The 23,527-nt window shown below is 61.7% G+C and carries 23 protein-coding genes; 12 read left to right on the forward strand and 11 right to left on the reverse strand.

Features of this window, described 5'->3' with window-relative positions:
* Positions 1-9 precede the first annotated feature (9 nt).
* From KI235_RS29165 to ppx, 4 genes are all read left to right on the forward strand, one after another.
* Positions 10-690, forward strand: coding sequence for an amino acid ABC transporter permease (locus KI235_RS29165; protein ID WP_027912770.1), 681 nt, complete (start codon positions 10-12; stop codon positions 688-690).
* Complete coding sequence (locus tag KI235_RS29170) at positions 687-1,337, forward strand: amino acid ABC transporter permease (protein WP_003206735.1); 651 nt, start codon at positions 687-689, stop codon at positions 1,335-1,337. The genes KI235_RS29165 and KI235_RS29170 overlap by 4 nt, the downstream gene beginning before the upstream one ends.
* Positions 1,324-2,061 (forward strand): amino acid ABC transporter ATP-binding protein, encoded by a 738-nt coding sequence (locus KI235_RS29175; RefSeq protein ID WP_003206736.1) that lies wholly within the window; start codon positions 1,324-1,326, stop codon positions 2,059-2,061. Before KI235_RS29170 ends, KI235_RS29175 begins: the two co-directional genes overlap by 14 nt.
* Positions 2,062-2,262: 201 nt before the next feature.
* Complete coding sequence (ppx, locus tag KI235_RS29180; RefSeq protein WP_003206738.1) at positions 2,263-3,765, forward strand: exopolyphosphatase; 1,503 nt, start codon at positions 2,263-2,265, stop codon at positions 3,763-3,765.
* 159 nt (positions 3,766-3,924) lie between these two features.
* Here ppx and ppk1 read toward each other — a convergent pair whose 3' ends face one another.
* Together ppk1 and hemB are read right to left on the reverse strand one after the other, a co-directional pair.
* The gene (gene ppk1 / locus KI235_RS29185; RefSeq protein WP_003206739.1) at positions 3,925-6,141 is read right to left on the reverse strand and encodes a polyphosphate kinase 1; all 2,217 of its coding nucleotides are present in this window, start codon (positions 6,139-6,141) and stop codon (positions 3,925-3,927) included.
* A 17-nt stretch (positions 6,142-6,158) separates the two neighbouring features.
* Positions 6,159-7,172 (reverse strand): porphobilinogen synthase, encoded by a 1,014-nt coding sequence (gene hemB / locus KI235_RS29190; RefSeq protein ID WP_003206741.1) that lies wholly within the window; start codon positions 7,170-7,172, stop codon positions 6,159-6,161.
* A 205-nt stretch (positions 7,173-7,377) separates the two neighbouring features.
* On the opposite strand from hemB, the gene KI235_RS29195 reads away from it, so the two are divergent.
* Positions 7,378-8,001, forward strand: a complete 624-nt coding sequence (locus KI235_RS29195) for a DedA family protein (RefSeq protein ID WP_003206742.1) — start codon at positions 7,378-7,380, stop codon at positions 7,999-8,001.
* On the opposite strand, the gene KI235_RS29200 is transcribed toward KI235_RS29195, so the two are convergent.
* Complete coding sequence (locus tag KI235_RS29200) at positions 7,982-9,229, reverse strand: sterol desaturase family protein (protein WP_027912772.1); 1,248 nt, start codon at positions 9,227-9,229, stop codon at positions 7,982-7,984. The two genes, KI235_RS29195 and KI235_RS29200, sit on opposite strands and share 20 nt — an antisense overlap.
* 123 nt (positions 9,230-9,352) lie before the next feature.
* Between KI235_RS29200 and elbB the strand changes: the two genes are divergently transcribed.
* Complete coding sequence (elbB, locus tag KI235_RS29205; protein ID WP_003206746.1) at positions 9,353-10,021, forward strand: isoprenoid biosynthesis glyoxalase ElbB; 669 nt, start codon at positions 9,353-9,355, stop codon at positions 10,019-10,021.
* 122 nt (positions 10,022-10,143) lie between these two features.
* Here elbB and KI235_RS29210 read toward each other — a convergent pair whose 3' ends face one another.
* Both KI235_RS29210 and KI235_RS29215 read right to left on the reverse strand, forming a co-directional pair.
* Positions 10,144-10,599, reverse strand: coding sequence for a YaiI/YqxD family protein (locus KI235_RS29210; protein WP_003206748.1), 456 nt, complete (start codon positions 10,597-10,599; stop codon positions 10,144-10,146).
* A 111-nt stretch (positions 10,600-10,710) separates the two neighbouring features.
* Entirely contained in the window at positions 10,711-12,609 is a 1,899-nt protein-coding gene (locus tag KI235_RS29215; RefSeq protein WP_003206750.1) for an FTR1 family protein, read from the reverse strand.
* Positions 12,610-12,922: 313 nt separating this feature from the next.
* Between KI235_RS29215 and KI235_RS29220 the strand changes: the two genes are divergently transcribed.
* The 4 genes from KI235_RS29220 (at position 12,923) to KI235_RS29235 (ending at position 16,238) form a co-directional block, all read left to right on the forward strand.
* Entirely contained in the window at positions 12,923-14,317 is a 1,395-nt protein-coding gene (locus KI235_RS29220; protein WP_027912773.1) for a hypothetical protein, read from the forward strand.
* A gap of 18 nt (positions 14,318-14,335) precedes the next feature.
* Positions 14,336-14,707: a YcfL family protein gene (locus KI235_RS29225; RefSeq protein ID WP_003206754.1), complete on the forward strand. Its 372-nt coding sequence runs from the start codon at positions 14,336-14,338 to the stop codon at positions 14,705-14,707.
* A 196-nt stretch (positions 14,708-14,903) separates the two neighbouring features.
* On the forward strand, positions 14,904-15,491 hold the full coding sequence (lpoB, locus tag KI235_RS29230; protein ID WP_003177333.1) for a penicillin-binding protein activator LpoB: 588 nt from the start codon (positions 14,904-14,906) through the stop codon (positions 15,489-15,491).
* Between the two features lie 3 nt (positions 15,492-15,494).
* A complete protein-coding gene (locus tag KI235_RS29235; protein WP_003206756.1) occupies positions 15,495-16,238 on the forward strand; it encodes a hypothetical protein in 744 nt (247 codons plus the stop codon).
* A gap of 100 nt (positions 16,239-16,338) precedes the next feature.
* Here KI235_RS29235 and rhtB read toward each other — a convergent pair whose 3' ends face one another.
* From rhtB to KI235_RS29250, 3 genes are all read right to left on the reverse strand, one after another.
* Positions 16,339-16,971 carry a homoserine/homoserine lactone efflux protein gene (rhtB, locus tag KI235_RS29240; protein WP_003206758.1) on the reverse strand — a complete coding sequence of 211 codons (633 nt, stop codon included), beginning with the start codon at positions 16,969-16,971 and terminating at the stop codon, positions 16,339-16,341.
* A gap of 142 nt (positions 16,972-17,113) precedes the next feature.
* On the reverse strand, positions 17,114-17,695 hold the full coding sequence (locus KI235_RS29245; RefSeq protein WP_003206760.1) for a mechanosensitive ion channel family protein: 582 nt from the start codon (positions 17,693-17,695) through the stop codon (positions 17,114-17,116).
* Positions 17,695-19,605 carry an ATP-binding cassette domain-containing protein gene (locus KI235_RS29250; RefSeq protein WP_212795400.1) on the reverse strand — a complete coding sequence of 637 codons (1,911 nt, stop codon included), beginning with the start codon at positions 19,603-19,605 and terminating at the stop codon, positions 17,695-17,697. Before KI235_RS29250 ends, KI235_RS29245 begins: the two co-directional genes overlap by 1 nt.
* Before the next feature lie 50 nt (positions 19,606-19,655).
* On the opposite strand from KI235_RS29250, the gene KI235_RS29255 reads away from it, so the two are divergent.
* Positions 19,656-20,120: a TIGR02444 family protein gene (locus KI235_RS29255; RefSeq protein ID WP_212795401.1), complete on the forward strand. Its 465-nt coding sequence runs from the start codon at positions 19,656-19,658 to the stop codon at positions 20,118-20,120.
* On the opposite strand, the gene KI235_RS29260 is transcribed toward KI235_RS29255, so the two are convergent.
* Positions 20,117-21,295, reverse strand: coding sequence for an AlgP family protein (locus KI235_RS29260; RefSeq protein WP_013694533.1), 1,179 nt, complete (start codon positions 21,293-21,295; stop codon positions 20,117-20,119). The two genes, KI235_RS29255 and KI235_RS29260, sit on opposite strands and share 4 nt — an antisense overlap.
* A gap of 191 nt (positions 21,296-21,486) precedes the next feature.
* Between KI235_RS29260 and KI235_RS29265 the strand changes: the two genes are divergently transcribed.
* The gene (locus KI235_RS29265; RefSeq protein ID WP_003206768.1) at positions 21,487-22,152 is read left to right on the forward strand and encodes an FKBP-type peptidyl-prolyl cis-trans isomerase; all 666 of its coding nucleotides are present in this window, start codon (positions 21,487-21,489) and stop codon (positions 22,150-22,152) included.
* Between the two features lie 59 nt (positions 22,153-22,211).
* Here the strand turns inward: KI235_RS29265 and KI235_RS29270 are convergent, their stop codons facing one another.
* A complete protein-coding gene (locus KI235_RS29270) occupies positions 22,212-22,670 on the reverse strand; it encodes an Rsd/AlgQ family anti-sigma factor (protein ID WP_003206770.1) in 459 nt (152 codons plus the stop codon).
* 174 nt (positions 22,671-22,844) lie between these two features.
* Positions 22,845-23,387 carry a disulfide bond formation protein B gene (locus KI235_RS29275; RefSeq protein ID WP_003206773.1) on the reverse strand — a complete coding sequence of 181 codons (543 nt, stop codon included), beginning with the start codon at positions 23,385-23,387 and terminating at the stop codon, positions 22,845-22,847.
* Positions 23,388-23,527: the final 140 nt, after the last annotated feature.

Consider the following 23,527-nt stretch of genomic DNA (forward strand, 5'->3'; position numbering starts at 1 on the left):
AGGCTGAGCATGGCTTATCAGTTCGATTTTCTGCCGGTGGTGCAAAACACCGAGCTGCTGTTGCGCGGCGCGCTGTTCACCCTGGAACTGACGGCCATCGGTACGTTGCTCGGGGTCGGCCTGGGCATCGTCGGGGCCGTGGTGCGGGCGTGGAACATTCGTCCGTTCGCGGTGATCTTCGGCGTGTACGTGGAGTTGATCCGCAACACACCGTTCCTGGTGCAGCTGTTTTTCATCTTCTTCGGCTTGCCGTCCCTGGGCCTGCAGATTTCCGAATGGCAGGCGGCGGTATTGGCGATGGTGATCAACCTCGGCGCCTACTCCACCGAGATCATTCGCGCCGGCATCCAGGCGATCCCGCGGGGGCAACTGGAAGCCGCCGCGGCCCTGGCGATGAGCCGTTTCGAGGCCTTCCGTCACGTGGTGCTGCTGCCGGCACTGGGCAAGGTCTGGCCGGCCCTGAGCAGCCAGATCATCATCGTGATGCTCGGCTCGGCGGTCTGCTCGCAGATCGCCACCGAAGAGTTGAGCTTTGCCGCCAACTTCATCCAGTCGCGCAACTTCCGCGCCTTCGAAACCTATGCGCTGACCACGCTCATCTACTTGTGCATGGCGCTGTTGATCCGCCAGTTCCTGAACTGGGTGGGTCGCCGCTGCCTGTACAAGAGCAGCAACGGGAGCGGCCGATGAGCGATTTCACTTTCTGGGACGTGGTGCGCAACCTGCTCACCGGCCTGCAATGGACCCTGGCGCTGTCGCTGGTGGCGTTTATCGGTGGCGGCGTGATCGGCTTGCTGATCATGGTGTTGCGCATCTCCAAGAGCGCCCTGCCCCGCAACATCGCCCGTACCTACATTGAGCTGTTCCAAGGCACACCGCTGTTGATGCAGCTGTTCCTGGTGTTCTTCGGCGTGGCCCTGGCCGGGGTGGAGATTTCCCCCTGGATGGCGGCGGCGATTGCCTTGACGCTGTTTACCAGCGCCTACCTGGCGGAGATCTGGCGCGGTTGTGTCGACTCGATTTCCCACGGCCAGTGGGAAGCCTCGGCGAGCCTGGCCCTCAACCCGCTGGAGCAGTTGCGCTACGTGATCCTGCCCCAGGCCCTGCGCATCGCCGTGGCGCCGACCGTGGGCTTTTCGGTGCAAGTGGTCAAGGGCACGGCCGTGACCTCGATCATTGGCTTTACCGAACTGACCAAGACCGGCGGCATGCTCGCCAACGCCACGTTCGAGCCGTTCATGGTCTATGGCCTGGTCGCCCTCGGCTATTTCCTGCTCTGCTACCCCTTGTCCCTCAGTGCGCGCTACCTGGAAAGGAGACTGCATGCCTCTGCTTAGAATTACCGCCCTGCATAAATACTACGGCGATCATCACGTGCTCAAAGGCATCGACCTGAGTGTCGAGGAAGGCCAGGTGGTGGCAATCATCGGCCGCAGCGGCTCGGGCAAATCCACCTTGCTGCGCACCCTCAATGGATTGGAATCGATCAACGACGGCGTGATCGAAGTCGACGGCGAATACCTCGATGCGGCCCGCGCCGACCTGCGCAGCCTGCGGCAGAAAGTCGGAATGGTGTTCCAGCAGTTCAACCTGTTCCCGCACCTGACGGTGGGCGAGAACGTCATGCTCGCACCGCAAGTTGTGCAAAAAGTGCCCAAGGCCAAGGCGGCCGTGCTGGCGCGGCAGATGCTGGAACGGGTCGGGCTTGGCGAGAAATTCGATGCCTTCCCGGACCGCTTGTCTGGTGGCCAGCAACAACGGGTCGCGATTGCCCGGGCGCTGGCGATGTCGCCGAAGGTGCTGCTGTGCGACGAAATCACCTCGGCCCTGGACCCGGAGCTGGTCAATGAAGTGCTCAGCGTGGTGCGCCAATTGGCCAAGGAAGGCATGACGCTGATCATGGTCACCCATGAAATGCGTTTTGCCCGGGAAGTCGGCGACAAGCTGGTATTCATGCACCAGGGCAAGGTGCATGAGGTGGGCGATCCCAAGGTGCTGTTCGCCAATCCGCAGACGGCGGAGCTGGCGAATTTTATCGGGATGGTCGAGCCGGCAGCCTGAGAATCTGCGTTACCGGCTCTGGCCTCATCGCGAGCAAGCTCGCTCCCACAGGATTATCGGTTGCCTGCGATTGTGCACACGACGCAGAACCCATGTGGGAGCGAGCTTGCTCGCGATTGACCGCAAAGCGGTCGCCTTTGCGTTGGCGTAAGCGGTCGATCGTGGCAGGATGGCGAGGTTATCGACCGAGACTTTTTGACCATGCCGCCATCCCAAGCCAAGAATCTGTCCCTGATCGCTGCCATAGACCTGGGCTCCAACAGCTTCCACATGGTCGTCGCCAAGGCCCAGAACGGGGAAATCCGCATTCTTGAGCGGCTCGGCGAGAAGGTCCAACTGGCCGCCGGTATCGACGAAGAGCGCAAGCTGAGCGAAGAATCCATCCAGCGCGGGCTCGATTGCCTCAAGCGGTTTGCCCAACTGATCAACGGCATGCCCCTGGGCGCGGTGCGGATCGTGGGCACCAACGCCCTGCGCGAGGCGCGCAACCGTGGCGAGTTCATCCGCCGCGCCGAAGAAATCCTCGGGCATCCGGTAGAAGTCATTTCCGGCCGTGAAGAAGCCCGCCTGATCTATCTGGGCGTCTCCCACACATTGGCCGACACCCCGGGCAAGCGCCTGGTGGCAGACATCGGTGGCGGCAGTACCGAATTCATCATCGGCCAGCGCTTCGAACCGCTGCTGCGCGAAAGCCTGCAGATGGGCTGCGTCAGCTACACCCAGCGCTATTTCCGCGACGGCAAGATCACCCCGGCCCGCTACGCCCAGGCCTACACGGCGGCGCGCCTGGAAATCATGAGCATCGAACACGCCCTGCACCGCCTGACCTGGGACGAAGCCATCGGCTCCTCAGGGACCATTCGGGCCATAGGCCTGGCTCTCAAGGCCGGCGGTCACGGCACTGGCGAGGTCAACGCCGAGGGCCTGGCCTGGCTCAAGCGCAGGGTGTTCAAGCTCGGCGAAGCGGACAAGATCGATTTCGAAGGCATCAAGCCTGATCGCCGGGCGATTTTCCCCGCGGGCCTGGCCATCCTCGAGGCGATTTTCGACGCCCTCGAACTGCAACGCATGGACCACTGTGAAGGCGCCCTGCGCGAAGGCGTGCTGTATGACCTGCTGGGGCGTCATCATCACGAAGACGTGCGCGAGCGCACCCTGGGCTCGCTCATGGAGCGTTATCACGTCGACCTGGAACAGGCCGTACGGGTCGAACGCAAGGCGCTGCACGCCTTCGACCAGGTGGCCGACGATTGGGACTTGAACGACGGGGTCTGGCGCGAGTTGCTGGGCTGGGCCGCCAAGGTCCATGAAGTAGGCCTGGACATCGCCCACTATCACTACCACAAGCATGGCGCCTACCTGATCGAGCATTCGGACCTGGCGGGGTTTTCCCGGGAAGACCAGCAAATGCTCGCGCTGTTGGTGCGCGGCCATCGGCGCAACATTCCCAAGGATAAATTTGCCGAGTTCGGCGATGACGGCATCAAGCTGATTCGCCTGTGCGTGCTGCTGCGCTTTGCGATCCTGTTCCATCACATCCGTGGCACCCAGGAAATGCCCCAGGTGGTCCTGCACGCCAATGGCGATCAGTTGGATGTGCTGTTCCCCGAAAATTGGCTGGAAGAGAACCAACTGACCCAGGCCGACTTCGCCCAGGAAGCGGAATGGCTGACCCGGGTCGGGATTGTGCTGAACATTCACTGATTATCGACTGCAACGCAGATCTCTTGTGGCGAGGGGATTTATCCCCGCTGGGCTGCGTAGCAGCCCTAAAACCTGCCTACCCGTTGGGGCCGCTTCGCGGCCCAACGGGGATAAATCCCCTCGCCACAAAAGCTAAGCCTGCCCCCAACCTTCGAGCGTTTAACGAACCGCCAACACCGGGCTGCTCAAGCGCTCGAGCAAGGTCGCCTGGGCGCTGCGCGGGTTCTGGTTGCCGGTCGGCGTGTTGCGGATGTAACGGCCATCCGACTGCAAGCTCCAGCTGTGGGTGTTGTCGGTAAGGTAGCTTTCCAGCTCTTTCTTGACCCGCAGGATCAGCTTCTTGCCTTCCACCGGGAAGCAGGTCTCGACCCGCTTGTCGAGGTTGCGCTCCATCCAGTCGGCGCTGGACAGGAACATCTGCTCCTCTCCGCCGTTGAGGAAGTAGAACACCCGCGTATGTTCCAGGAAGCGCCCGATGATCGAGCGTACGTGGATGTTGTGGGACACCCCCGGAATGCCCGGTCGCAGGCAGCACATGCCACGCACCACCAGGTCGATGCGCACGCCCGACTGGCTGGCCTTGTACAACGCACGAATGATCTTCGGGTCGGTCAGCGAGTTGAACTTGGCAATGATGTGGGCCGGCTTGCCGTCCAGGGCGAACTGCGTCTCCCGGGCGATCATGTCGAGCATGCCCTTTTTCAGGGTGAACGGCGCATGCAGCAGTTTCTTCATGCGCAGGGTCTTGCCCATGCCGATCAACTGGCTGAACAGCTTGCCGACGTCTTCGCACAAGGCATCGTCAGAGGTCAGCAGGCTGTAGTCGGTGTACAGGCGGGCGTTGGCAGCGTGGTAGTTGCCGGTGCCCAAGTGGGCGTAACGCACGATCTCACCGGCTTCACGGCGCAGGATGAGCATCATCTTGGCGTGGGTCTTGAAGCCGACCACGCCGTAGATCACCACCGCACCGGCCGCTTGCAGGCGGCTGGCCAGTTGCAGGTTGGATTCCTCGTCGAAGCGCGCACGCAATTCGATCACTGCCGTGACTTCCTTGCCGTTACGCGCCGCATCCACCAGGGCATCGACGATTTCCGAGTTGGCGCCGCTGCGGTACAGGGTCTGGCGCACCGCCAGGACGTGGGGGTCCTTGGCGGCCTGGCGCAGCAGGTCGACCACCGGCGTGAACGACTCGAACGGGTGCAGCAGCAGGATGTCCTGCTTGCTGACCACGCTGAAAATGTTCTCGCTGTTCTGCAGCAGTTTCGGGATCTGCGGCGTGAACGGCAGGTATTGCAGTTCCGGATGGCTGTCCAGGCCGGTGATGCTGAACAGTCGAGTCAGGTTGACCGGGCCGTTGACCTGATACAGCTCGGTCTCATGCAGGTTGAACTGCTTGAGCAGATAGTCGGACAGGTGTTTCGGACAGGTGTCGGCCACCTCCAGGCGCACCGCATCGCCGTAGCGACGGGAGAACAGCTCGCCGCGCAGGGCGCGGGCCAGGTCTTCGACGTCCTCGGTGTCCACCGACAGGTCGGCGTTACGCGTCAGGCGGAACTGGTAGCAACCCTTCACCTTCATGCCCTGGAACAGGTCATCGGCGTGAGCGTGGATCATCGACGACAGGAACACATAATTGTCGCCAGGGCCGCCAACGTCTTCCGGCACGCGGATGATACGCGGCAGCAGGCGTGGCGCCGGAATGATCGCCAGGCCGGAATCGCGACCGAAGGCGTCGATGCCTTCCAGTTCGACGATGAAGTTCAGGCTCTTGTTGACCAGCAGCGGGAACGGGTGCGTCGGATCGAGGCCGATCGGGGTGATGATCGGCGCGATCTCGTCGCGGAAATAGCGGCGCACCCAAGTCTTGAGCTTGGTGGTCCAGTAGCGGCGACGGATGAAGCGCACCTGGTGCTTTTCCAACTCCGGCAACAGGATGTCGTTGAGGATCGCGTATTGCCGGTCAACGTGGCCGTGGACCAGCTCGCTGATGCGCGCCAGGGCCTGGTGCGGTTGCAGGCCGTCGGCACCGGCCTGTTCACGGGCGAAGGTGATCTGCTTCTTCAGCCCGGCGACGCGGATCTCGAAAAACTCATCCAGGTTGCTGGAAAAGATCAGCAGGAACTTCAACCGCTCCAGCAGCGGGTAGGACTCGTCCAGCGCCTGCTCCAGCACGCGGATGTTGAACTGCAGTTGCGACAGCTCCCGATGGATGTACAGGCTGCTGTCATCCAGGTTGGGAATCACAATCGCCGGGGCCGGCGCGGGCTCGACGACCGCCGGGGCAGCAGGCTCCAGCGTCGGCGGTGTCTCGGCAATCTGCTCGACCACGGGCTGAGCATCTTTTACGGCAACTTCGGAGAGTCCTTCGGTATTCATCGCAAGTTCCTGGGAGGCTATTTCTGCTCTCGTAACAATTGGGCGGCGCGCACAGCAAAGTAAGTCAGGATGCCATCAGCACCTGCGCGCTTGAAAGCGGTCAAGGACTCCAGGATCACCCCTTCGCCCAACCAGCCGTTCTGGATCGCGGCCATGTGCATCGCGTACTCGCCGCTGACCTGATAAACAAAGGTCGGCACTTTGAATTCGTCTTTGACCCGGCAAAGAATGTCGAGGTAGGGCATGCCAGGCTTGACCATGACCATGTCTGCCCCTTCTGACAAGTCAGCCGCCACTTCGTGCAAGGCTTCCTGACTGTTGGCCGGGTCCATCTGATAAGAGGCCTTGTTGGCCTTGCCCAGGTTCAGGGCCGAGCCGACCGCATCGCGGAACGGGCCGTAATAGGCGCTGGCGTACTTGGCCGAGTAGGCCATGATCCGCACGTTGACGTGACCGGCCACCTCGAGGGCTTCGCGGATCGCCTGGATGCGCCCGTCCATCATGTCCGACGGCGCCACCACCTGGGCACCGGCCTCGGCGTGGGACAGGGCCTGCCTGACCAGTGCATCGACGGTAATGTCGTTCTGCACGTAGCCTTCTTCATCGAGGATACCGTCCTGCCCGTGGGTGGTGAACGGGTCCAGCGCCACGTCGGTGATCACCCCCAGCTCCGGGAAGCGCGCGCGCAGGGCACGGGTCGCGCGTTGGGCGATGCCTTGCGGGTTCCAGGCTTCAGCGGCGTCCAGGGACTTGAGGGTCGGCGGCGTGACCGGGAACAGCGCCAGCGCCGGAATGCCCAGCTCGACCCAGTGGGCGGCTTCTTCGAGCAGCAGGTCGATGGTCAGGCGTTCCACCCCGGGCATCGACGCCACCGCTTCGCGACGGTTCTCACCGTCCAGCACGAATACCGGCAGGATCAGGTCATTGGTGGTCAGCACGTTTTCACGCACCAGCCGACGAGAGAACTCATCACGACGGTTGCGACGCAGGCGGGTAGCAGGGAACAGACGATTGGCGGGGGTAAAGCTCACGGCAGACTCCTGAGCCCGTGCTGACGGGCGAGCGTGACAGTTATAAGCGCCCATTATGACGAAGACATTACAGTTGTGTGCACCTGCGTCCTGTCGTCGCAGTTATTGTCATTGTAGGAATTGTTCACGTCGAGACACATTTCGATACTTTCCTGAATGTGTCTGAAGGGTTAGGCTGCGCGTTCATTTCGCCAGCACCCAGACAATGCTCCAACAATTTCTGCATGACTTCGGCTACTTGGCCTTGTTTATCGGCACGTTCTTCGAAGGCGAAACTATCCTCGTGCTCGCAGGTTTCCTGGCGTTCCGCGGCTACATGGACATCAATCTGGTGGTCGTCGTGGCGTTCTGCGGCAGCTACGCGGGCGATCAGCTGTGGTATTTCCTGGGACGCAAGCACGGGCGCAAGCTCCTGGCGCGCAAGCCGCGCTGGCAGTTGATGGGGGATCGGGCGCTGGAGCACATTCGCCGGCATCCGGACATCTGGGTCCTGAGCTTCCGCTTCGTCTATGGCCTGCGCACGGTGATGCCAGTGGCGATCGGCCTGTCAGGCTATCCGCCGGGTCGTTACCTGTTGCTCAACGGCATCGGTGCGGCGATCTGGGCCACGGCGCTGGCCGCAGCCGCGTACCACTTTGGCGCGGTGCTCGAAGGCATGCTGGGCAGCATCAAGAAGTATGAGTTGTGGGTCCTCGGCGCATTGCTGGTGCTGGGCCTGGTCTTGTGGCTGCGCCGACGCATCAAGAATGCGCGCCTGGCCAGGAAAGTCCTCGAAGCCGAGCGCCTGGAGCAAGCCAGGTCCGGCGAGCCTACGACGCCAACCGAGTAAACCGGGTGCGGCAGCAATACAGCCCGATACCGCTGAGCAGGCTGTAGCTGAGCAGCCCGGCCCAGGCCCCATGGCTCATCACAGCGCTGGTCGGCCACAACCCGGCCAAGGGCGCCAGCCACACCAGCGGCAGGTTCGAGGCCAGCCGCAACAGCTCCAGCCGCAACGTCCACGGGCGATTCTCCAGGGCCACGCCCAACACGAACAGACCGAACGCCACCGCGCCCCAACCCAGCACCAGGGCGGCGACCGGCAGGCTGGCTTCAAGGTTCATCAGATAACTGCCCAAGGCAATGTAGGCGCAGAACTGCAGCCCCACGTACCACTGCTGACGTGCATCCAGCGGCACCTCGAATTTGCGGAACTGGCTCAAGTCCGGCTTATTCAGCGGGTACTTGGCCGAGACGTCCGCCGGTCGCCAACCGGTGGGCATGAACCAGATCCGCAGCTTGTCCCACCAACGCTCCGCCCGCCGCGCATCGGCCCATAGCTGCGCATAGAACTGCAGGTTGGCCCACAACGGATTCCAGCTCGCCAGCGGCGTGGTCACGCCGAAAATCACCGGTTCGTTAGCGTCTTCTTCCTGAAAGGTGCCAAACAGACGATCCCAAATAATGAACACCCCGCCGTAGTTGCGATCCATGTAGAGAGGGTTCTGTGCATGGTGGGCACGATGATTGGACGGCGTGACGAAGCACCACTCCAGCCAGCCGAGCTTGGGAATGTGCTGGGTGTGGACCCAGAACTGGTACAGCAGATTCAACGCCGCGACGCTGACGAAGACCGCCAGCGGCACGCCCAATACGGCGAGCGGGAGGTAGAAGATCCAGCTCAGCAGGAACCCGGTGCTGGTCTGGCGCAACGCCGTGGAAAGGTTGTAGTCCTCACTCTGGTGGTGCACCGAATGGGCAGCCCAGAGGACGTTGCGTTCATGGCCCATGCGGTGCAGCCAGTAATAACAGAAGTCGTAGAGCACAAAGGCAAACACCCAGCTCCAGGCCCGATCGGCCGGCAGCTCGATGACAGCCAGGTGTTTCAATGCAAAGGCGTAGGTCACCAGCCCCACGCCTTTGGTCAACAGGCCAGTTGTGGTCGACAGCACGCCGGTGCTCAAGCTGTTGATCGCGTCTGCCACACGATAGTGGCTCACACCCCGCCAGCGATCAGCCAGCAACTCGACGGCGATCAGCACGAAGAAGAACGGCACGGCATACAGGATGAAGTTCATGACGCAACCCGGGCATGCAAGGCAGGGAGATAGTCGGCAGATTAGGTGTAGCTGCCCGATCCCCCTATGGCAACGAGTGACAAATTAGTAGACATTTAACGCCATGAATCTGGAGAAAAGCCCATGAGCAAAAAAATTGCAGTGATCCTTTCCGGCTGTGGCGTGTATGACGGCGCCGAGATCCACGAAAGCGTGATCACCTTGCTGCGCCTCGATCAGCGTGGGGCTCACGTCCAGTGCTTCGCCCCCAACATTGCCCAGTTGCATGTGATCAATCACCTGACCGGCGAGGAAATGCCCGAGAGCCGCAATGTGTTGGTGGAATCGGCACGGATCGCCCGAGGCAACGTGAAGGACTTGCGTGAAGCCAGGGCCGAGGACTTCGACGCCCTGATCGTACCCGGCGGTTTTGGCTCGGCGAAAAACCTCTCCAACTTTGCCGTCGAAGGCGCTGGCTGCACGGTCCAACCAGAAGTCCTGGCGCTGACCGAGGCCTTTGCCGAGGCCGGCAAACCGGTCGGGCTGATCTGCATCTCACCGGCCCTGGCGGCGAAAATCTATGGCCCGGGTGTGGTCTGCACCATCGGCAACGACGTCGACACTGCCGCCGCCGTGACCAAAATGGGGGCTACTCACGAAGAGTGCGCCGTCACCGATATCGTTGAAGACCGCGCGCGCAAACTGGTCAGCACCCCGGCCTACATGCTGGCGCAGAACATCAGCGAAGCGGCTTCTGGCATCAACAAGCTGGTGGACCGGGTGTTGGAACTGACGCACGAGAACGACGCCTGACCCCACCACCACTACCCCTGTGGGAGCGAGCTTGCTCGCGATAGCGTCGGCTCAGCTACATTTGCATTGGCTGATACACCGCATCGCGAGCAAGCTCGCTCCCACAGGGGGTCGGGCAAGGCTTAAGCGATTCGGGTCAGGCGCGTCAGGATCCGATCCAGCGCATTGGCAAACCCCTGCTTGTCCCGCTCGCCATACGCCGCCGGGCCGCCGCCCATGTGGCCCTGTTCGCGCAAATCGGTGAACAGGTTGCGCACCGCCAGCCGATCGCCCATGTTCTGGGCATCGAACTCTTTGCCTCGTGGGTCCAGGGCGGCGACGCCCTTCTTCACCAACCGGTCGGCCAAGGGCACATCGCTGCAGATCACCAGCTCACCCGGCTCGGCGTGCTCCACCAGGTAATCGTCCGCCGCATCAGGGCCACTGGGCACCACGATCAGCTTCACACAAGCCAGGGCTGGCTTGATCTGCGGCTGACCAGCCACCAGCACCACCTGGAACCGGCGCTTCAAGGCGAACTTGACCACCAGGTCTTTCGCGGCCTTGGGACAGGCATCGGCGTCGATCCATACGCGCATTGAATGGTTTCCTCTAAATTAAAATGCATCGCGGGCAAGCCTTGCTCCCACAAGCGAGTGCCGACTGTGGGAGCAAGGCTTGCCCGCGATTATGAGCGCAGCGAATGGTTTTCAGGAAACCTGGAGCCGACGCTTCTCCACCACCCAACTGCGCCCATACAGCACCACGATCGCCAGGATCGCCACCACTTGAGCGGCCAGCGAATAGGCGTCGGCATGAATGCCCAGCCAGTCGAAGTCGAAGAACGCCACCGGATGGGTGCCGAAGATCCCGGCTTCCTGCAACGCCTTCACGCCGTGACCGGCGAATACCACCGACAGCGCGCACAGCAACGCGGCATTGATACTGAAGAACAGCGCCAGCGGCAGTTTCGCCGAGCCGCGCAGGATCACCCAGGCCAGCCCCACCAACAACACCAGCGCCGTCGCGCCACCGGCCAGCACCGCGTTGTGCCCGGCAGGGCCCGCTTGCAGCCACAGGGTTTCGTAGAACAGGATCACTTCGAACAGTTCGCGGTAGACCGAGAAGAACGCCAGGATCGCAAAACCAAAACGCCCACCGCCGCCCACCAGGCTGCTCTTGATGTAGTCCTGCCAGGCCGCTGCGTGGCGACGGTCGTGCATCCACACACCCAGCCACAGCACCATCACACTGGCGAACAACGCCGTCGCGCCTTCAAGCAGCTCACGCTGGGCACCGCTGACGTCGATCACATACGCCGCCAGCCCCCAGGTCGCCAGGCCGGCCAACAGCGCCAGGCCCCAACCGGCGTTGACGCTGCGCACGGCCGACTGCTGGCCGGTGTTGCGCAGGAACGCCAGGATCGCCGCCAGCACCAGGATCGCTTCCAGCCCTTCGCGCAGCAGAATCAGCAACCCGGAGATGTAGCTCAACGACCAGCTCAAGCCATCGCCGCCCAGCAAGCCGGCTGACTCCTTCAACTTGGCCTTGGCCGCGTCCAGGCGCTGTACCGCCTGCTCGATTGGCAAACCGTCCTGCAAAGACTGACGGTAGGCCATCAGGGACTTTTCGGTGTCCTTGCGCACATTGGCGTCGACGTTATCCAGCGAGCTTTCCACCAGCTCGAAACCTTCCAGGTAAGCGGCTACCGACAAATCGTAGGCCTGGTCGTGGTCACCGGCACGGTACGCCGCGATGCTTTTATCCAGGGTGGCCGCCGTGTAGTCGAGCAACTGCGCCGGGCCACGTTGCACCTGCGGCGGCTGGGCGCGCTGGGCACGGAACGTCGCCGCCGCTGCCGGGCCTTGCGCGGCGAGGACTTCGGCCGGGGTCTGGCGCGCCAGGTCAGCGAGGTTGAAGACCTGTTCACCTTTGGCAGCGGCCGGGTCGGCGCTGAAGCTGGCGATGTAGGTCGCCAGGTCCCAGCGCTGACGATCGTCGAGCTGATCGGCGAAGGCCGGCATGTCGGTGCCTTCGATACCCATGCCGACGGTGTTGTAGATCGCATAGAGACTCAGGCGATCCAGGCGCTGGGCGTCCCGCATGTTGGCGGGCGGCGGTTCCATGCCGACACCGGCAGGACCGTCGCCGGCACCGTTGGCCCCATGGCACACCGAGCAATTCTGGGCATACAGCGGCGCGCCGCGGGAGGGATCGGGGGTAATCACCGGCGCCTGGCTGACTTCATATGCCACCGCCAGCTTGGCCCCTAGTTGCCGCGCCAGGCGCGCGACGTCGCCACCGTCCTGGCGCTGGGTGATCGCGCTGCGCAAGGTGTCGATACCCTGGGTCAGTTCAGCCTTTTCCGGTTTGGCCGGCAGCCCGGCGATCAACCCTGCCAGCACCTGGGTGAATTCCAGCTGCTCGCGGTATTCCCCGTCCTCGATGACTTTGCCTGCCTCGACCGTCGCCGGGTAGTCCGCACCGATGTAATCCAGCAAATGCAGCGCCTGGGGGGCGCCCTCGACGGTGTCGGCCAGCAGCGAGGTGCTGCACAGCGCAAGCAATGGCAGTACAAGCCAGGCCAGGAAACGGAACGGCGCAGTCATGAATGACTCTCGATTGGTAATAAGAAGTAACACATTGTTCACTTCCAATGACTTTGGCTCAAGAGCCGATGTGCTTTGACGGCACATTTTCATCGGATTCCTGCTTTGGAGGTGATGTCACAAAAACAGCATTTCGAGATTGAAAAGCCATTACATAGCCAAGCGCCATGTTTATAATCGCGCCGCCTTCTTATTGTTCGATGGCATAAAAGCTCCTCTTCTTATGAGGAACCGACAGCGTCCCGACGTTTGTCCGTGGGATCGCTCCAGCCCGACCCGCAAACCCCGGCTGTTACTCAGGGAAGAAATGTTCATGGCATCCCGTGCCGTTTTTTCGGTCGCCCTCGGTGCGATCACCTTGTTGTCCGGCTGTTCAGCCTTTCGCAACTACGACAGCGAATTGGCCCAGACCAACCAGCAGTTGGCTTCCGGCAACGTCGACGGCGCATTGACGCTGCTGGAAAAGAACAACACCAGCCAGGACAAGGACCTGCTGTATTACTTCGAAAAAGGCGAGTTGCTGCGCGCCAAGGGCGACCTGTCTGGCAGCCAGACGGCCTGGACCAGCGCCGATCAACAGGTTGGCCAATGGGAGGACGCGGTCAAACTCGACACGGCCAAGTACCTGGCCCAGTTCGGCAGCTTCCTGGTCAACGATAAAGTGCGCCGCTACGAAGGCTACGATTACGAAAAGGTCATGCTGACCACGCAGATGGCGCTGAACCTGCTGGCCGTGAATGACTTCGACGGGGCGCGGACCCAGATCAAGAAGACCCACGAACGCGAAGCGGTGATCGCCGACCTGCGGGACAAGGAATACCTCAAGCGCGAGGAAGACGCCGAGAAACAAGGCGTCAAGACCGAATACAAGGACCTCAAGGGTTACCCGGTGGCCAGCCTCGACGCCCCGGAAGTGGTCAGCCTGAAAAACAGTTACCAGAGCGCGTTCAGCCATTACCTGGCCGGCTTCGTCTATGAAGCCCTGGGTGAAAAGGACCTGGCCGCACCGGGTTACCGCAAGGCCGCCGAACTGCGCCCCAACACGCCGCTGCTGGAGCAGGCCCTGCTCAACCTCGACAAGCCTGCCACCAAGAACGATGACAGCGACATCCTGATCGTAGTGCAGAGTGGCCTGGCACCGTCCCGGGACTCGATCCGCATTCCCCTGCCCTTGCCGATCAGCGGCAACGTGGTCATCACGCCGTTGTCGTTCCCGCTGATCAAGCCTGATACCTCCACGGCCACCTTCAGCCAGATCGGTGTCGACGGTCGTCAGTTGGACCTGACCCAGCTCAACAGCACCACCGCCATGTCCCGCCGCGCCCTGCGCGACGACATGCCGGGCATCATCCTGCGCACCACCGTGCGCGCCGTCACCCGTGGCGTGGCGCAAAAGCAGATCAACGACACCAATCCCTTGGCCGGCCTGGCCGTCGGCCTCACCTCGGCCGTACTCGAAGGTGCCGATACCCGAACCTGGCGCACCCTGCCCGACTACACCCAGGTGGTGCGCCTGCGCCTGAAGAAAGGCGAGCACCAGGTCACCTTGCCAAGCTCGGTGGGCGGCTCGGTGGTCAAGGTCACCGTCGACCAGCGCTATCAGGTCATCAGCCTGCGGGCGGTGGGTAACCAGGTGTTCGCCGGTGGCCTGGCTGCCCAAGTGATGCCAAGCGCCAACCCGACCGCCCTTGCCCTCAAGCAACCTTAAGAACGGAGTCTTGTTCACATGCGTTTAAAACTGATCGCCGTCGGTGCCCTGGCCTTGCTGGCCGGGTGCGCCACCCCACCGCCACCGGAGCCGGGCAGCGCCGCCAGCAAGGTCGTGGCGATGGGCAAGACCAAAAACATCGTGGTCGGCGCCATGCGCGTGGCCCGGGAAAACGGCTACATGACCGTCAACGTGCAGCTGAGCAACACCAGCTACAACAACAAGACGATGTATTACCGCTTTGCCTGGCTGGGGCCGGAAGGCTTTCCGATCGCCGAGGAAGAAACCTGGAAAAGCCTGACGCTGTACGGTGAACAGACCAGTTTCCTGCCGGCCATCGCACCGACACCCAAGGCGGTGGATTTCCGCTTGGAAATCAATACCCCTTGAGCCTGAGCCATAGGAGCTGATGTAGGCACTGTGTAGGAGCTGACGAGTGCAACGAGGTTGCGATCTTTCCCCAGACACTTGAGTCGCAAGCGAAAGATCAAAAGATCGCAGCCTTCGGCAGCTCCTACAGTGCGCAGCCAGCGGGGATAAATCCCCTCGCCACAAAACCTTTTATACAGTTATTGAGAGCACCCACATGTTCGTACGCATCTCCTCCCTCGCCCTTGCCGCCTTGCTGGTCAGCGGCTGTGCCAACAACTCGCCGGTCCTGGGCAACAAGAACATCAGCTACGGCGACACCAAGGCCGTGGAAACCGTGACCAACGAGTTCGGTTCCACCGACCTGCAAATGATCGCCGAGTCCATGACCCGCTCCCTGGCCCAGTCCGGCATCCTGCAGGGTCGCCCGGTTGTCCAGGTCTATGACGTGAAGAACAAGACCAGCGAATACATCGACACCCGTGAAATCACCACCAGCATCAAGACCCAGCTGATGAAGACCGGGGCTGCCCGTTTTGCCAGCGACAACACCGCCATGGACAGCCAGGTCGACCAGCTCAAGCTGCAGAACCAGAGCGGCCTGTACAAGAAAAGCACCGTGGCAAAGACCGGCAACATGATCGCTGCCAAGTACCGTCTCGAAGGCTCCATCAGCTCGATCGTCAAGCGCAGCAGCGACTACAAGGACGTCTTCTACAAATTCAGCCTGCAATTGATCGACGTCGAAAGCGGTCTGGCCGAGTGGATGGACGAAAAAGAAATCCGCAAGACCACGGAGCGTTAAGCCATGCGCACATGGATAGGCATCATGGCCCTGGCCTGCGCATTTGGCGCGCAGGCGGCCCCGAAAGTCGCAGTGACCGACCTTGCGTACCAGGAACGGGTGGAGGAATACATCCACACCGTTTCAGCGCAGAGCAACTTCCAGGCGAACCCTTACAGCGCCAGTGCTTCCTCGAGCTACGACGAGATGGAAGCCACCAGCAGCTACATCGAGCAGGGCGAACTGCGCAAGTTCACCGGCGACATCAAGGGCGAGATCCTGCGCAGCGGGATGTTCCAGCTGACCCAGGGCACGCCCCACACCGCGGCGTCCACGGGTGACGTCTATGACGTGATCAAACGCATCAAGGCCGGGAACTTCAAGGGCGCCGACTACGTGCTGTTCGGCACGGTGTCTGACATCGACTTCACCCGCGACATCAACGAGCTGGCCAATACCGACAGCTACTCGGCGGTGCTGGCGCTGACCCTGGTGGCAGACTTCAGCCTGATCAACACCAAGACCTACGAAATCACCTCGGCCTTTACGGCCATGGGCGAAGGCCAGGACACCAAGCTGTTGAACCACCGGGACGTGCACATCAGCCTCAACCGCCCGCGGGTGGTGCGCGATGTGTCCAAGGCCCTGGGGGAAGACGTGGCGCGGCAACTGAGCGAACAGCTCGGCGGCCCGAGCTACCAACAACCCAGCGAGCCGGTGCAGCGCAACAACCTGCCACGGGATACGGCGCCGGTGATTTTGCGCTGAATCACTGAGCGAATGCTCTGTGGCGCAGAGGTCTTGTGGGAGCAAGGCTATGTGGGAGCAAGGCTTGCTCCCACAAAGTAACCTCGCCACGGGTTTTGTTTTACGCCGCAGCCTTGCGAATCGTCGCCAGCAAACCCGCCGCGCCAATGAACATACCCGCGAAGGCACGGTTCATTCGCCGTTGCTGTTTCGGGGTGCGCAACAACCGCAGGACTTTGGACGCCAGCCCGGTGTACCCGGCCATGACGATGAGATCGACCACGACCATCGTTACACCCAGGATCAGGTATTGCTGGATCAACGGGGCATGGGGATTGATGAACTGCGGCAACACCGCCAGCATGAACACCAGCGCCTTGGGGTTGCTGATGTTGACCAGGAAGCCGCGAAAAACCAGCGCCAAGGGCTTGCCGATGGGCCGCGGGCCCGTATCGTCGGTCATTTCACCGGGAATGGCTCGCCACTGTTTGACCCCCAGGTAGACCAGGTAGGCCACGCCGAACCATTTGATTGCATAGAACGCAGTGGCCGACGCAGTGAGGATCGCGCCAACACCGGCGGCGACGATCACGATTTGCAACGCCAGGCCCAATTGCAGGCCCAAGGCGTTCCAGTAACCGCGCCAGAAGCCGTAGCGCAAGCCACTGGACATCGATGCAATGGCACCGGCACCAGGGGAAAGACTGATCACCCAACATGCGGCAAAAAACGCCAGCCATGTTTCCAGCAACATTGCACACCTCAGCTCGGATTCATCGAAACGACTAAGCTAATGCGCCGCCAGGCCGTTGACCACCGTTTTTTGCGCAAGCACTTAAGCCGGCTTGAACACCGTGGCAAGGGAGCTTGCCCCCGCTGGGCTGCGCAGCAGTCCCTTACTCGACGAAACCACCCACCGGAAACGCCTCGCTGCCGCGCCAGCGCCGCACCGAACGCTGGAAGAACAGGCTGTTGGGTACTTGCACCATGGCGCTGCCGGTGCCGAGTTCCTCGGGCTCGATCAGTGTGGTGTACAGCAGATTGATCGCCACCACGCGTCCCTTGATGCCGGGCTTGTCGGTGGTGTCCACCAACTCGACCACATCGCCCAGGCGAAACGGTCCGACGGTGTAGATCAAAACGGCGCAGAACAGGTTCGACAGCACGCTCCAGATGGCAAAGAACGCCACCGCTGCCACCGCGACGAAGCCCGACAATGCGGTCCATAGCACCGTGGCCGAGACGCCCAAGCGCTCGAGCACCACCAGCACCGCAGTGCCCATGATCAGCCAGCGCAGCACACCCCGCAGGATAATGACCAGTTGGGGTGGGAACGGGTAACGCTCACCCAGGCCGGTAAGGGCCCGCGCCACGACACGCTGCGCGACATAACCGGCCAGCAGGATCAGCAGGATTTGCACACCCAGCCAGATCGGCTCGATCCACATGACGGGTACAGGCAACGCCAACGCTTCCATCAGGACAACGCCTCCAGCTCCGCTTGCAGGTTTTCCAGCAGTTCCAGCGCTTGCATCCACGCCTCCTCGAGCTCCGCTTCCCGAACCTTCAGCTTGGCCTGCTCGGCCAGCAAGTCGCGCAACTCATCTTTGCGCGCCGCCTCGTAGAGACCACTGTCGCCAAGGCTGGTTTCGATCTTCTGCAGTTTTTCATGCAGCTTGCCCAGCTCGGTTTCGAGCTTGTCGGCCTCACGCTTGTGCGGCGCCAGTTGCTGGCGCAATGCGGCGGCGGCCTGCCGTTGGGCTTTCTTGTCGGTCTTGTCCGGGTTGACCGGCGTGCTGCTGACCGGCGCGTTGCGCTGACGGTATTCCACCAGCCAACGGGCGTAGTCTTCCAGGTCGCCGTCGAATTCCTCGACCTTGCCATCGGCCACCAGGAAGAAGTTATCCGTGGTGCTCTTGAGCAAATGCCGATCGTGGGACACCACCAGCACCGCGCCACTGAATTCCTGCAAGGCCATGGTCAAAGCCAGGCGCATCTCCAGGTCCAGGTGGTTGGTCGGTTCGTCGAGCAGCAACAGGTTTGGCCGGCCCCAAGCGATCAACGCCAGCGCCAGGCGCGCCTTTTCGCCACCGGAGAAATTCAGCACCGGCTCGTCGATGCGCGCCCCGCGGAAATCGAAACCGCCGAGGAAATCCCGCAGAACCTGCTCGCGCTCGGTCGGCGCCAGGCGTTGCAGGTGCAACAGCGGGCTGGCCTTGGAATCCAGGGAATCGAGCTGATGCTGGGCGAAGTAGCCGACCACCGTGTTCTCGCCCCGGGTGAGACGCCCGGCCAGTGGCTCGAGTTCACCGGAAAGGTTCTTGATCAGGGTCGACTTACCGGCACCGTTAGGGCCCAGCAGACCGATCCGCGCACCCGGGGTCAGTTGCAGCTTGACCTTCTCCAGCACGGTCTTGTCGCCGTAGCCCAGGCGCGCGTCGGACAGGTCGATCAACGGGCTGGAAATCTTGGTCGATTCGCGGAAGACAAAATCGAACGGCGAATCGACGTGGGCCGCCGACAACTCTTCCATCCGCTCCAGCGCCTTGATCCGGCTCTGGGCCTGGCGCGCCTTGGTGGCCTGGGCCTTGAAGCGGGCGATGTAGCTTTCCATGTGCGCACGTTGCGCCTGTTGCTTCTCGTAGGCCTGCTGTTGCTGGGCCAGGCGTTCGGCACGCGCACGCTCGAAGGCGCTGTAGCCGCCGCGGTACAAGGTGAGCTTGCGCTGATCGACATGGGCCACGTGATCCACCACCGCGTCGAGGAAATCACGGTCGTGGGAAATCAGCAGCAGCGTGCCCGGGTAACTCTTGAGCCAGTCTTCGAGCCAGATGATAGCGTCGAGGTCCAAGTGGTTGGTCGGCTCATCGAGCAACAGCAGATCCGAAGGACACATCAAGGCCTGGGCCAAGTTCAGGCGCATCCGCCAGCCACCGGAGAAGTCCCCGACCTGGCGATCCATCTGCTCATTGGTAAAGCCCAGGCCGGCGAGCAATTTGCGCGCACGGGCATCGGCGGTGTAGCCGTCGGCACTGTCGAGTTCCGCGTGCAGGCGGGCCTGTGCGGCACCGTCGTGGGCCGCTTCGGCCGCAGCCAGGTCACGTTGCACCTGGCGCAGGCGCAGGTCGCCATCGAGCACGTAGTCCACCGCCAGGCGCTCGAGGGTGTCGACCTCCTGGCGCATGTGGGCGATGCGCCAATCGGACGGCAACAGGCAATCACCCGAGTCCGGGTGTAGCTCGCCTCGCAGCAAGGCGAACAGGCTCGATTTGCCGGCGCCGTTGGCACCGATGAGGCCGGCTTTGTGGCCGGCGTGCAGGGTCAGCTCGGCGTCTTCTAGCAGACGTTGCGGGCCACGCTGTAAAGTCAGGTTCTGAAGTCGGATCATAATGGCGGCGGAGTCTACCAGCTTCGCTCGCAACTGGCGCGAGTAGCACGATGTCCCCAGACCTGTGGAGCTTTTCCCTCGACCTCTATGCCAAGCCTGGCGTAGAGCCCGCCTGCCTGGCGTCGCAAGACGCGGGCGCCAACGTCTGCCTGCTGCTTTGTGGCCTGTGGCTGGCGCAGCGCGGCGTGGCCTGCAATGAACACAGGCTGCAGCAGCTTCGACTATTGGCCGAGCCGTGGGATGCCGAGGTGGTGCAGCCACTGCGTACGCTTCGCAGCCAATGGAAAACCAGTGCCCTCCAGGACACGGCACTCAATGACCTGCGCGAGCAAGTCAAACAACTGGAGTTGGCAGCCGAACGGCAATTGCTGGAACGATTGGAAGCACTGGCCAAGGATTGGCCTGGGATACAACAGAACGATTCAGCGCAATGGCTGCAAGGGCTGGCGGCGAATGCCGGGCCAGCGAGCCGCGACGCGCTGCATCAGCTGCGCGTCGCGGTGTCCGGCACTTAGGAAGCGCTGGTTGGGGTGCTGCTGGTGCTCGGCGCAACGGCGGCGGATGGGCTGGTCGCCGCAGCCGGAGTGCTGGCGGTTGGAGCCGGTGCCGCGGTCGGAGCCGGAGCCGCTGGCTTGGCAGCTGGCGCAGTCGCAGGTTTTGCAGCGACTGGCTTTTTCACGGCCGGTTTCGCTGCGGGCTTGGCGGCTGGTTTGGCGGCAGCGGGCTTCGCGGCGGCTGGTTTGGCAGCCGTTGGCTTCGCAGCAGCAGGCTTGGCCGCAGCCGGTTTGGCGGCGGGTTTAGCGGCGGGTTTAGCCGCTACTTTGGCGGGTGCTTTGGCAGCGACTGGCTTGGCAGCCGTTTTCGCAGCAGGCTTGGCCGCAGCCGTTTTGGTTGCTGCTGGTTTGGCAGCAGGCTTGGCGGCAGCAGGTTTTGCAGTGGCTTTTACCGCCGCTTTGGCAGCAGGTTTAGCGGCAGCGGTTTTCGTCGCGGCAGGTTTGGCTGCAACTTTTGCCGCAGGTTTGGCGGCTGGTTTAGCAGCAGCTTTCACAGCAGGCTTGGCGGCAGCAGGTTTAGCGGCCGCCGTTTTTGCGGCAGGCTTGGCCGCAGCTTTGACGACTGGTTTTTTTGCCGCAGGTTTTGCAGCGCTGGCAGCGACCGGCTTGGCAGCAGGCTTGCTGGCAGCTTTGGCCGGTGCTTTGGCCGCAGGCTTGGCAGCGACTTTGGCCGGAGCTTTTGCCGCGACGGGTTTAGCCGCCGGCTTCTTGGCCGATACAGCGACAGGCTTGGCAGCACGAAGCGTCAGCGCCTTGCCTGCGGCCTCCTGCACGCGACCGACACCCTGGGCCAGTTTCAGGCTTTCCTGGGCATCACGCTTGAGTTGCAGAATGTAGGTGCGGGTCTCGGACTGACGATCCTTCAAGGCATCGAGCAGGTCTTCGAGTTCTTTCACGACATCTTTGGCCTTGGCTTGTGCCTTGGCCTTGCCAGCGGTGGCTGCGTCTTGCAATTTGGTGCGCGACTTGTGCAGTTTTTCCTGCGCTTTGCCGCGTTGTTTTTCAAGTTTGGCGAGCAGTTTTTCAGCATCAGCCAGGGCTTGGGAGCAGGCATTTTCCAGATGTTCGAGCAGGCTGCCCGAGAGTTGTTGGAGCAAGTGCAACGGAGTGTTTACAGGCTTCTTGGTGGCCGACATGGTTTACCTCCTGACTGACGTGAGTGCGGCTCATACTAGACCTCTGCTTCAACCGCCGCTAGGGCATGTTGACAGTACACAAGACGTTGCGTTGCAAGAGACGAAAAATCTTCTGCGCCAGTGCCTTGGCAATCCACCTCTATAGATATCGGCACTGGCATAATTCCTCGATTCGAGGCCGGAGAGCACACATGTCGCGTCACCTGTTTTTATTCCTGTGCATGGCTTGCTCCACGGTCCAGGCCGTTGAAAAAACCAACGCAAACGATGCCCACGATTTGGCTTACAGCCTGGGCGCAAGCCTTGGCGAACGCCTGCGTCAGGACGTGCCGGACCTGCAGATCAAAGCCTTGGTCGAAGGCTTGCAACAGGCCTACCTGGGCAAGCCGCTGGCCCTCAAGGATGAACGCATCGAACAGATCCTCGCCGAGCACCAGGCACAACTGAATTCGCAATCGACGACGCCGCAGATCGAAGCCGCGTTGAAAACGGAGCAGAAATTTCTCAACGAAGAAAAGAACCGTCCCGGCGTCCAGCAACTCGCAGACGGCATCCTGCTGACCGAGATCAAGCCAGGCCACGGCGCGAAAGCCGGCCCTCACGGCAAAGTCCAGGTGCTGTATACCGGTCGATTGCCGGACGGCACCGTATTCGATTCCAACCACCAGGCACAGTGGTTCAACCTCGACAGCGTGATTGACGGTTGGCGCAGTGCATTGCCGCAAATGCCGGTAGGCGCAAAATGGCGGCTGGTGATTCCGTCGACCCTGGCCTATGGCGCCGAAGGGGCGGGAGATGTGATCCCGCCGTACACGCCACTGGTGTTTGAAATCGAATTGCTGGGCGCGACGACCTGACGCGGGCCCAATAAAAAACGGTGCGCAATGCGCACCGTTTTTTCATGACCGCGAAACCCTCAGGCCTGGACCGCAGCTTCTTCCTTGTGAGCGTTGTGCAGCACTTCGATCAGGCAGTCTTCCAGTTCGAAACGTTCATGCAGCAAGCCGCCCAGCTCCTTGAATTTTTCCGCTACGCACTTGCCTTCATCGCAGAGGTCGTTGAACGCCAGCAGCTTTTCGGTGATGACATCGATGCGCGGGTAGATCTGCTCGGCCAGTTCCAGGCCGCGCTTGTCGTTGAAGGCCTTGGCCTCGCCCGTCAGTTGTTCGTAGATCTCGAAATGACCGGCAGACACATAGTCGACCAGCACACCGCAGAATTCCTGCAAGGGTTTGCGGCTTTCGCTCAGCGCTTCAGGCTTATCGCCGAGGGCATCGTAGGCCCGAACCAGTTCGTGACGCTCCTGCAACCAACGATCGATCAGCAGATGCACCCCACCCCAGCGTTCCTGAGCATTCTGACAACTTTCGAGCATGGTGATTTCTTCCCTTGTGAGTCATGCCACTCGCAGCCTGTGCACGCCTGATGATCAGGGACAAGCCAGACACAACATGATCGAGCGGCACAATTCCAATAACACGTGCGGGCCAGATTATGCCCGCACGACAATGGCTTCAAGGTACGCAGGAGATAAAGTTCATACAAGTGTTTAATCCACGGCCCTGAGCATCTGCGACGTATCGCCGCTGAGCGGTCGTACCAGAGCACTCCAGGCAAGGCGCAGCAGTAGATAGGCCATCGCGCTGGACACCGCGAGAAAAAACAACAGGCTCCATTCGGGGATACTCAGGTCGAACAGCGTCCAGGTGATGTTCGCGCAATCGACCGCGCCGTCGAGGACGCGATGCAACGCGCACCACCACGAATCCATCAGCTTGGGCTGGGCAATACAATCAGGAAACGGCTCGAACGAATGGCTTTGCATCAAGACCTGACGCCATGCCAGGGTCATTCCCCCCGTCGCAAAAACCAACCCTGCCGCGCCATAGAAGAGACTGCCTCTTTGGCCTGGACCGTGTACGCATGCCACAAGGCTGTTCACCAGGAGCAGCATCAGACACAACCGCTGCAAGACACACAGGCTGCAAGGCGTCAGGCCGACCGAATATTCCAGATAAGTGGCGATGCCCAAAGCCAGGGCTGCGGCGATGGAAGCCATGAAAAACAAGAAGCGTGAGCTGGCCAAAGACATGGCGGTTCCGTAACAGAAGAGACAAGCAGTTACGGTAGAGGAAAGCCCTCGGGCCTTTCAAGGCAGGCCCGCGCAGACACTTCACCAGGGATGTAGGGAATTCCCGACAGGCCAAAGAGGATTCAGCGCGATGGACTGTA

Origin of the sequence: Pseudomonas sp. St386 (assembly GCF_018325865.1) — a bacterium.
Classification (GTDB): domain Bacteria; phylum Pseudomonadota; class Gammaproteobacteria; order Pseudomonadales; family Pseudomonadaceae; genus Aquipseudomonas; species Aquipseudomonas brassicacearum.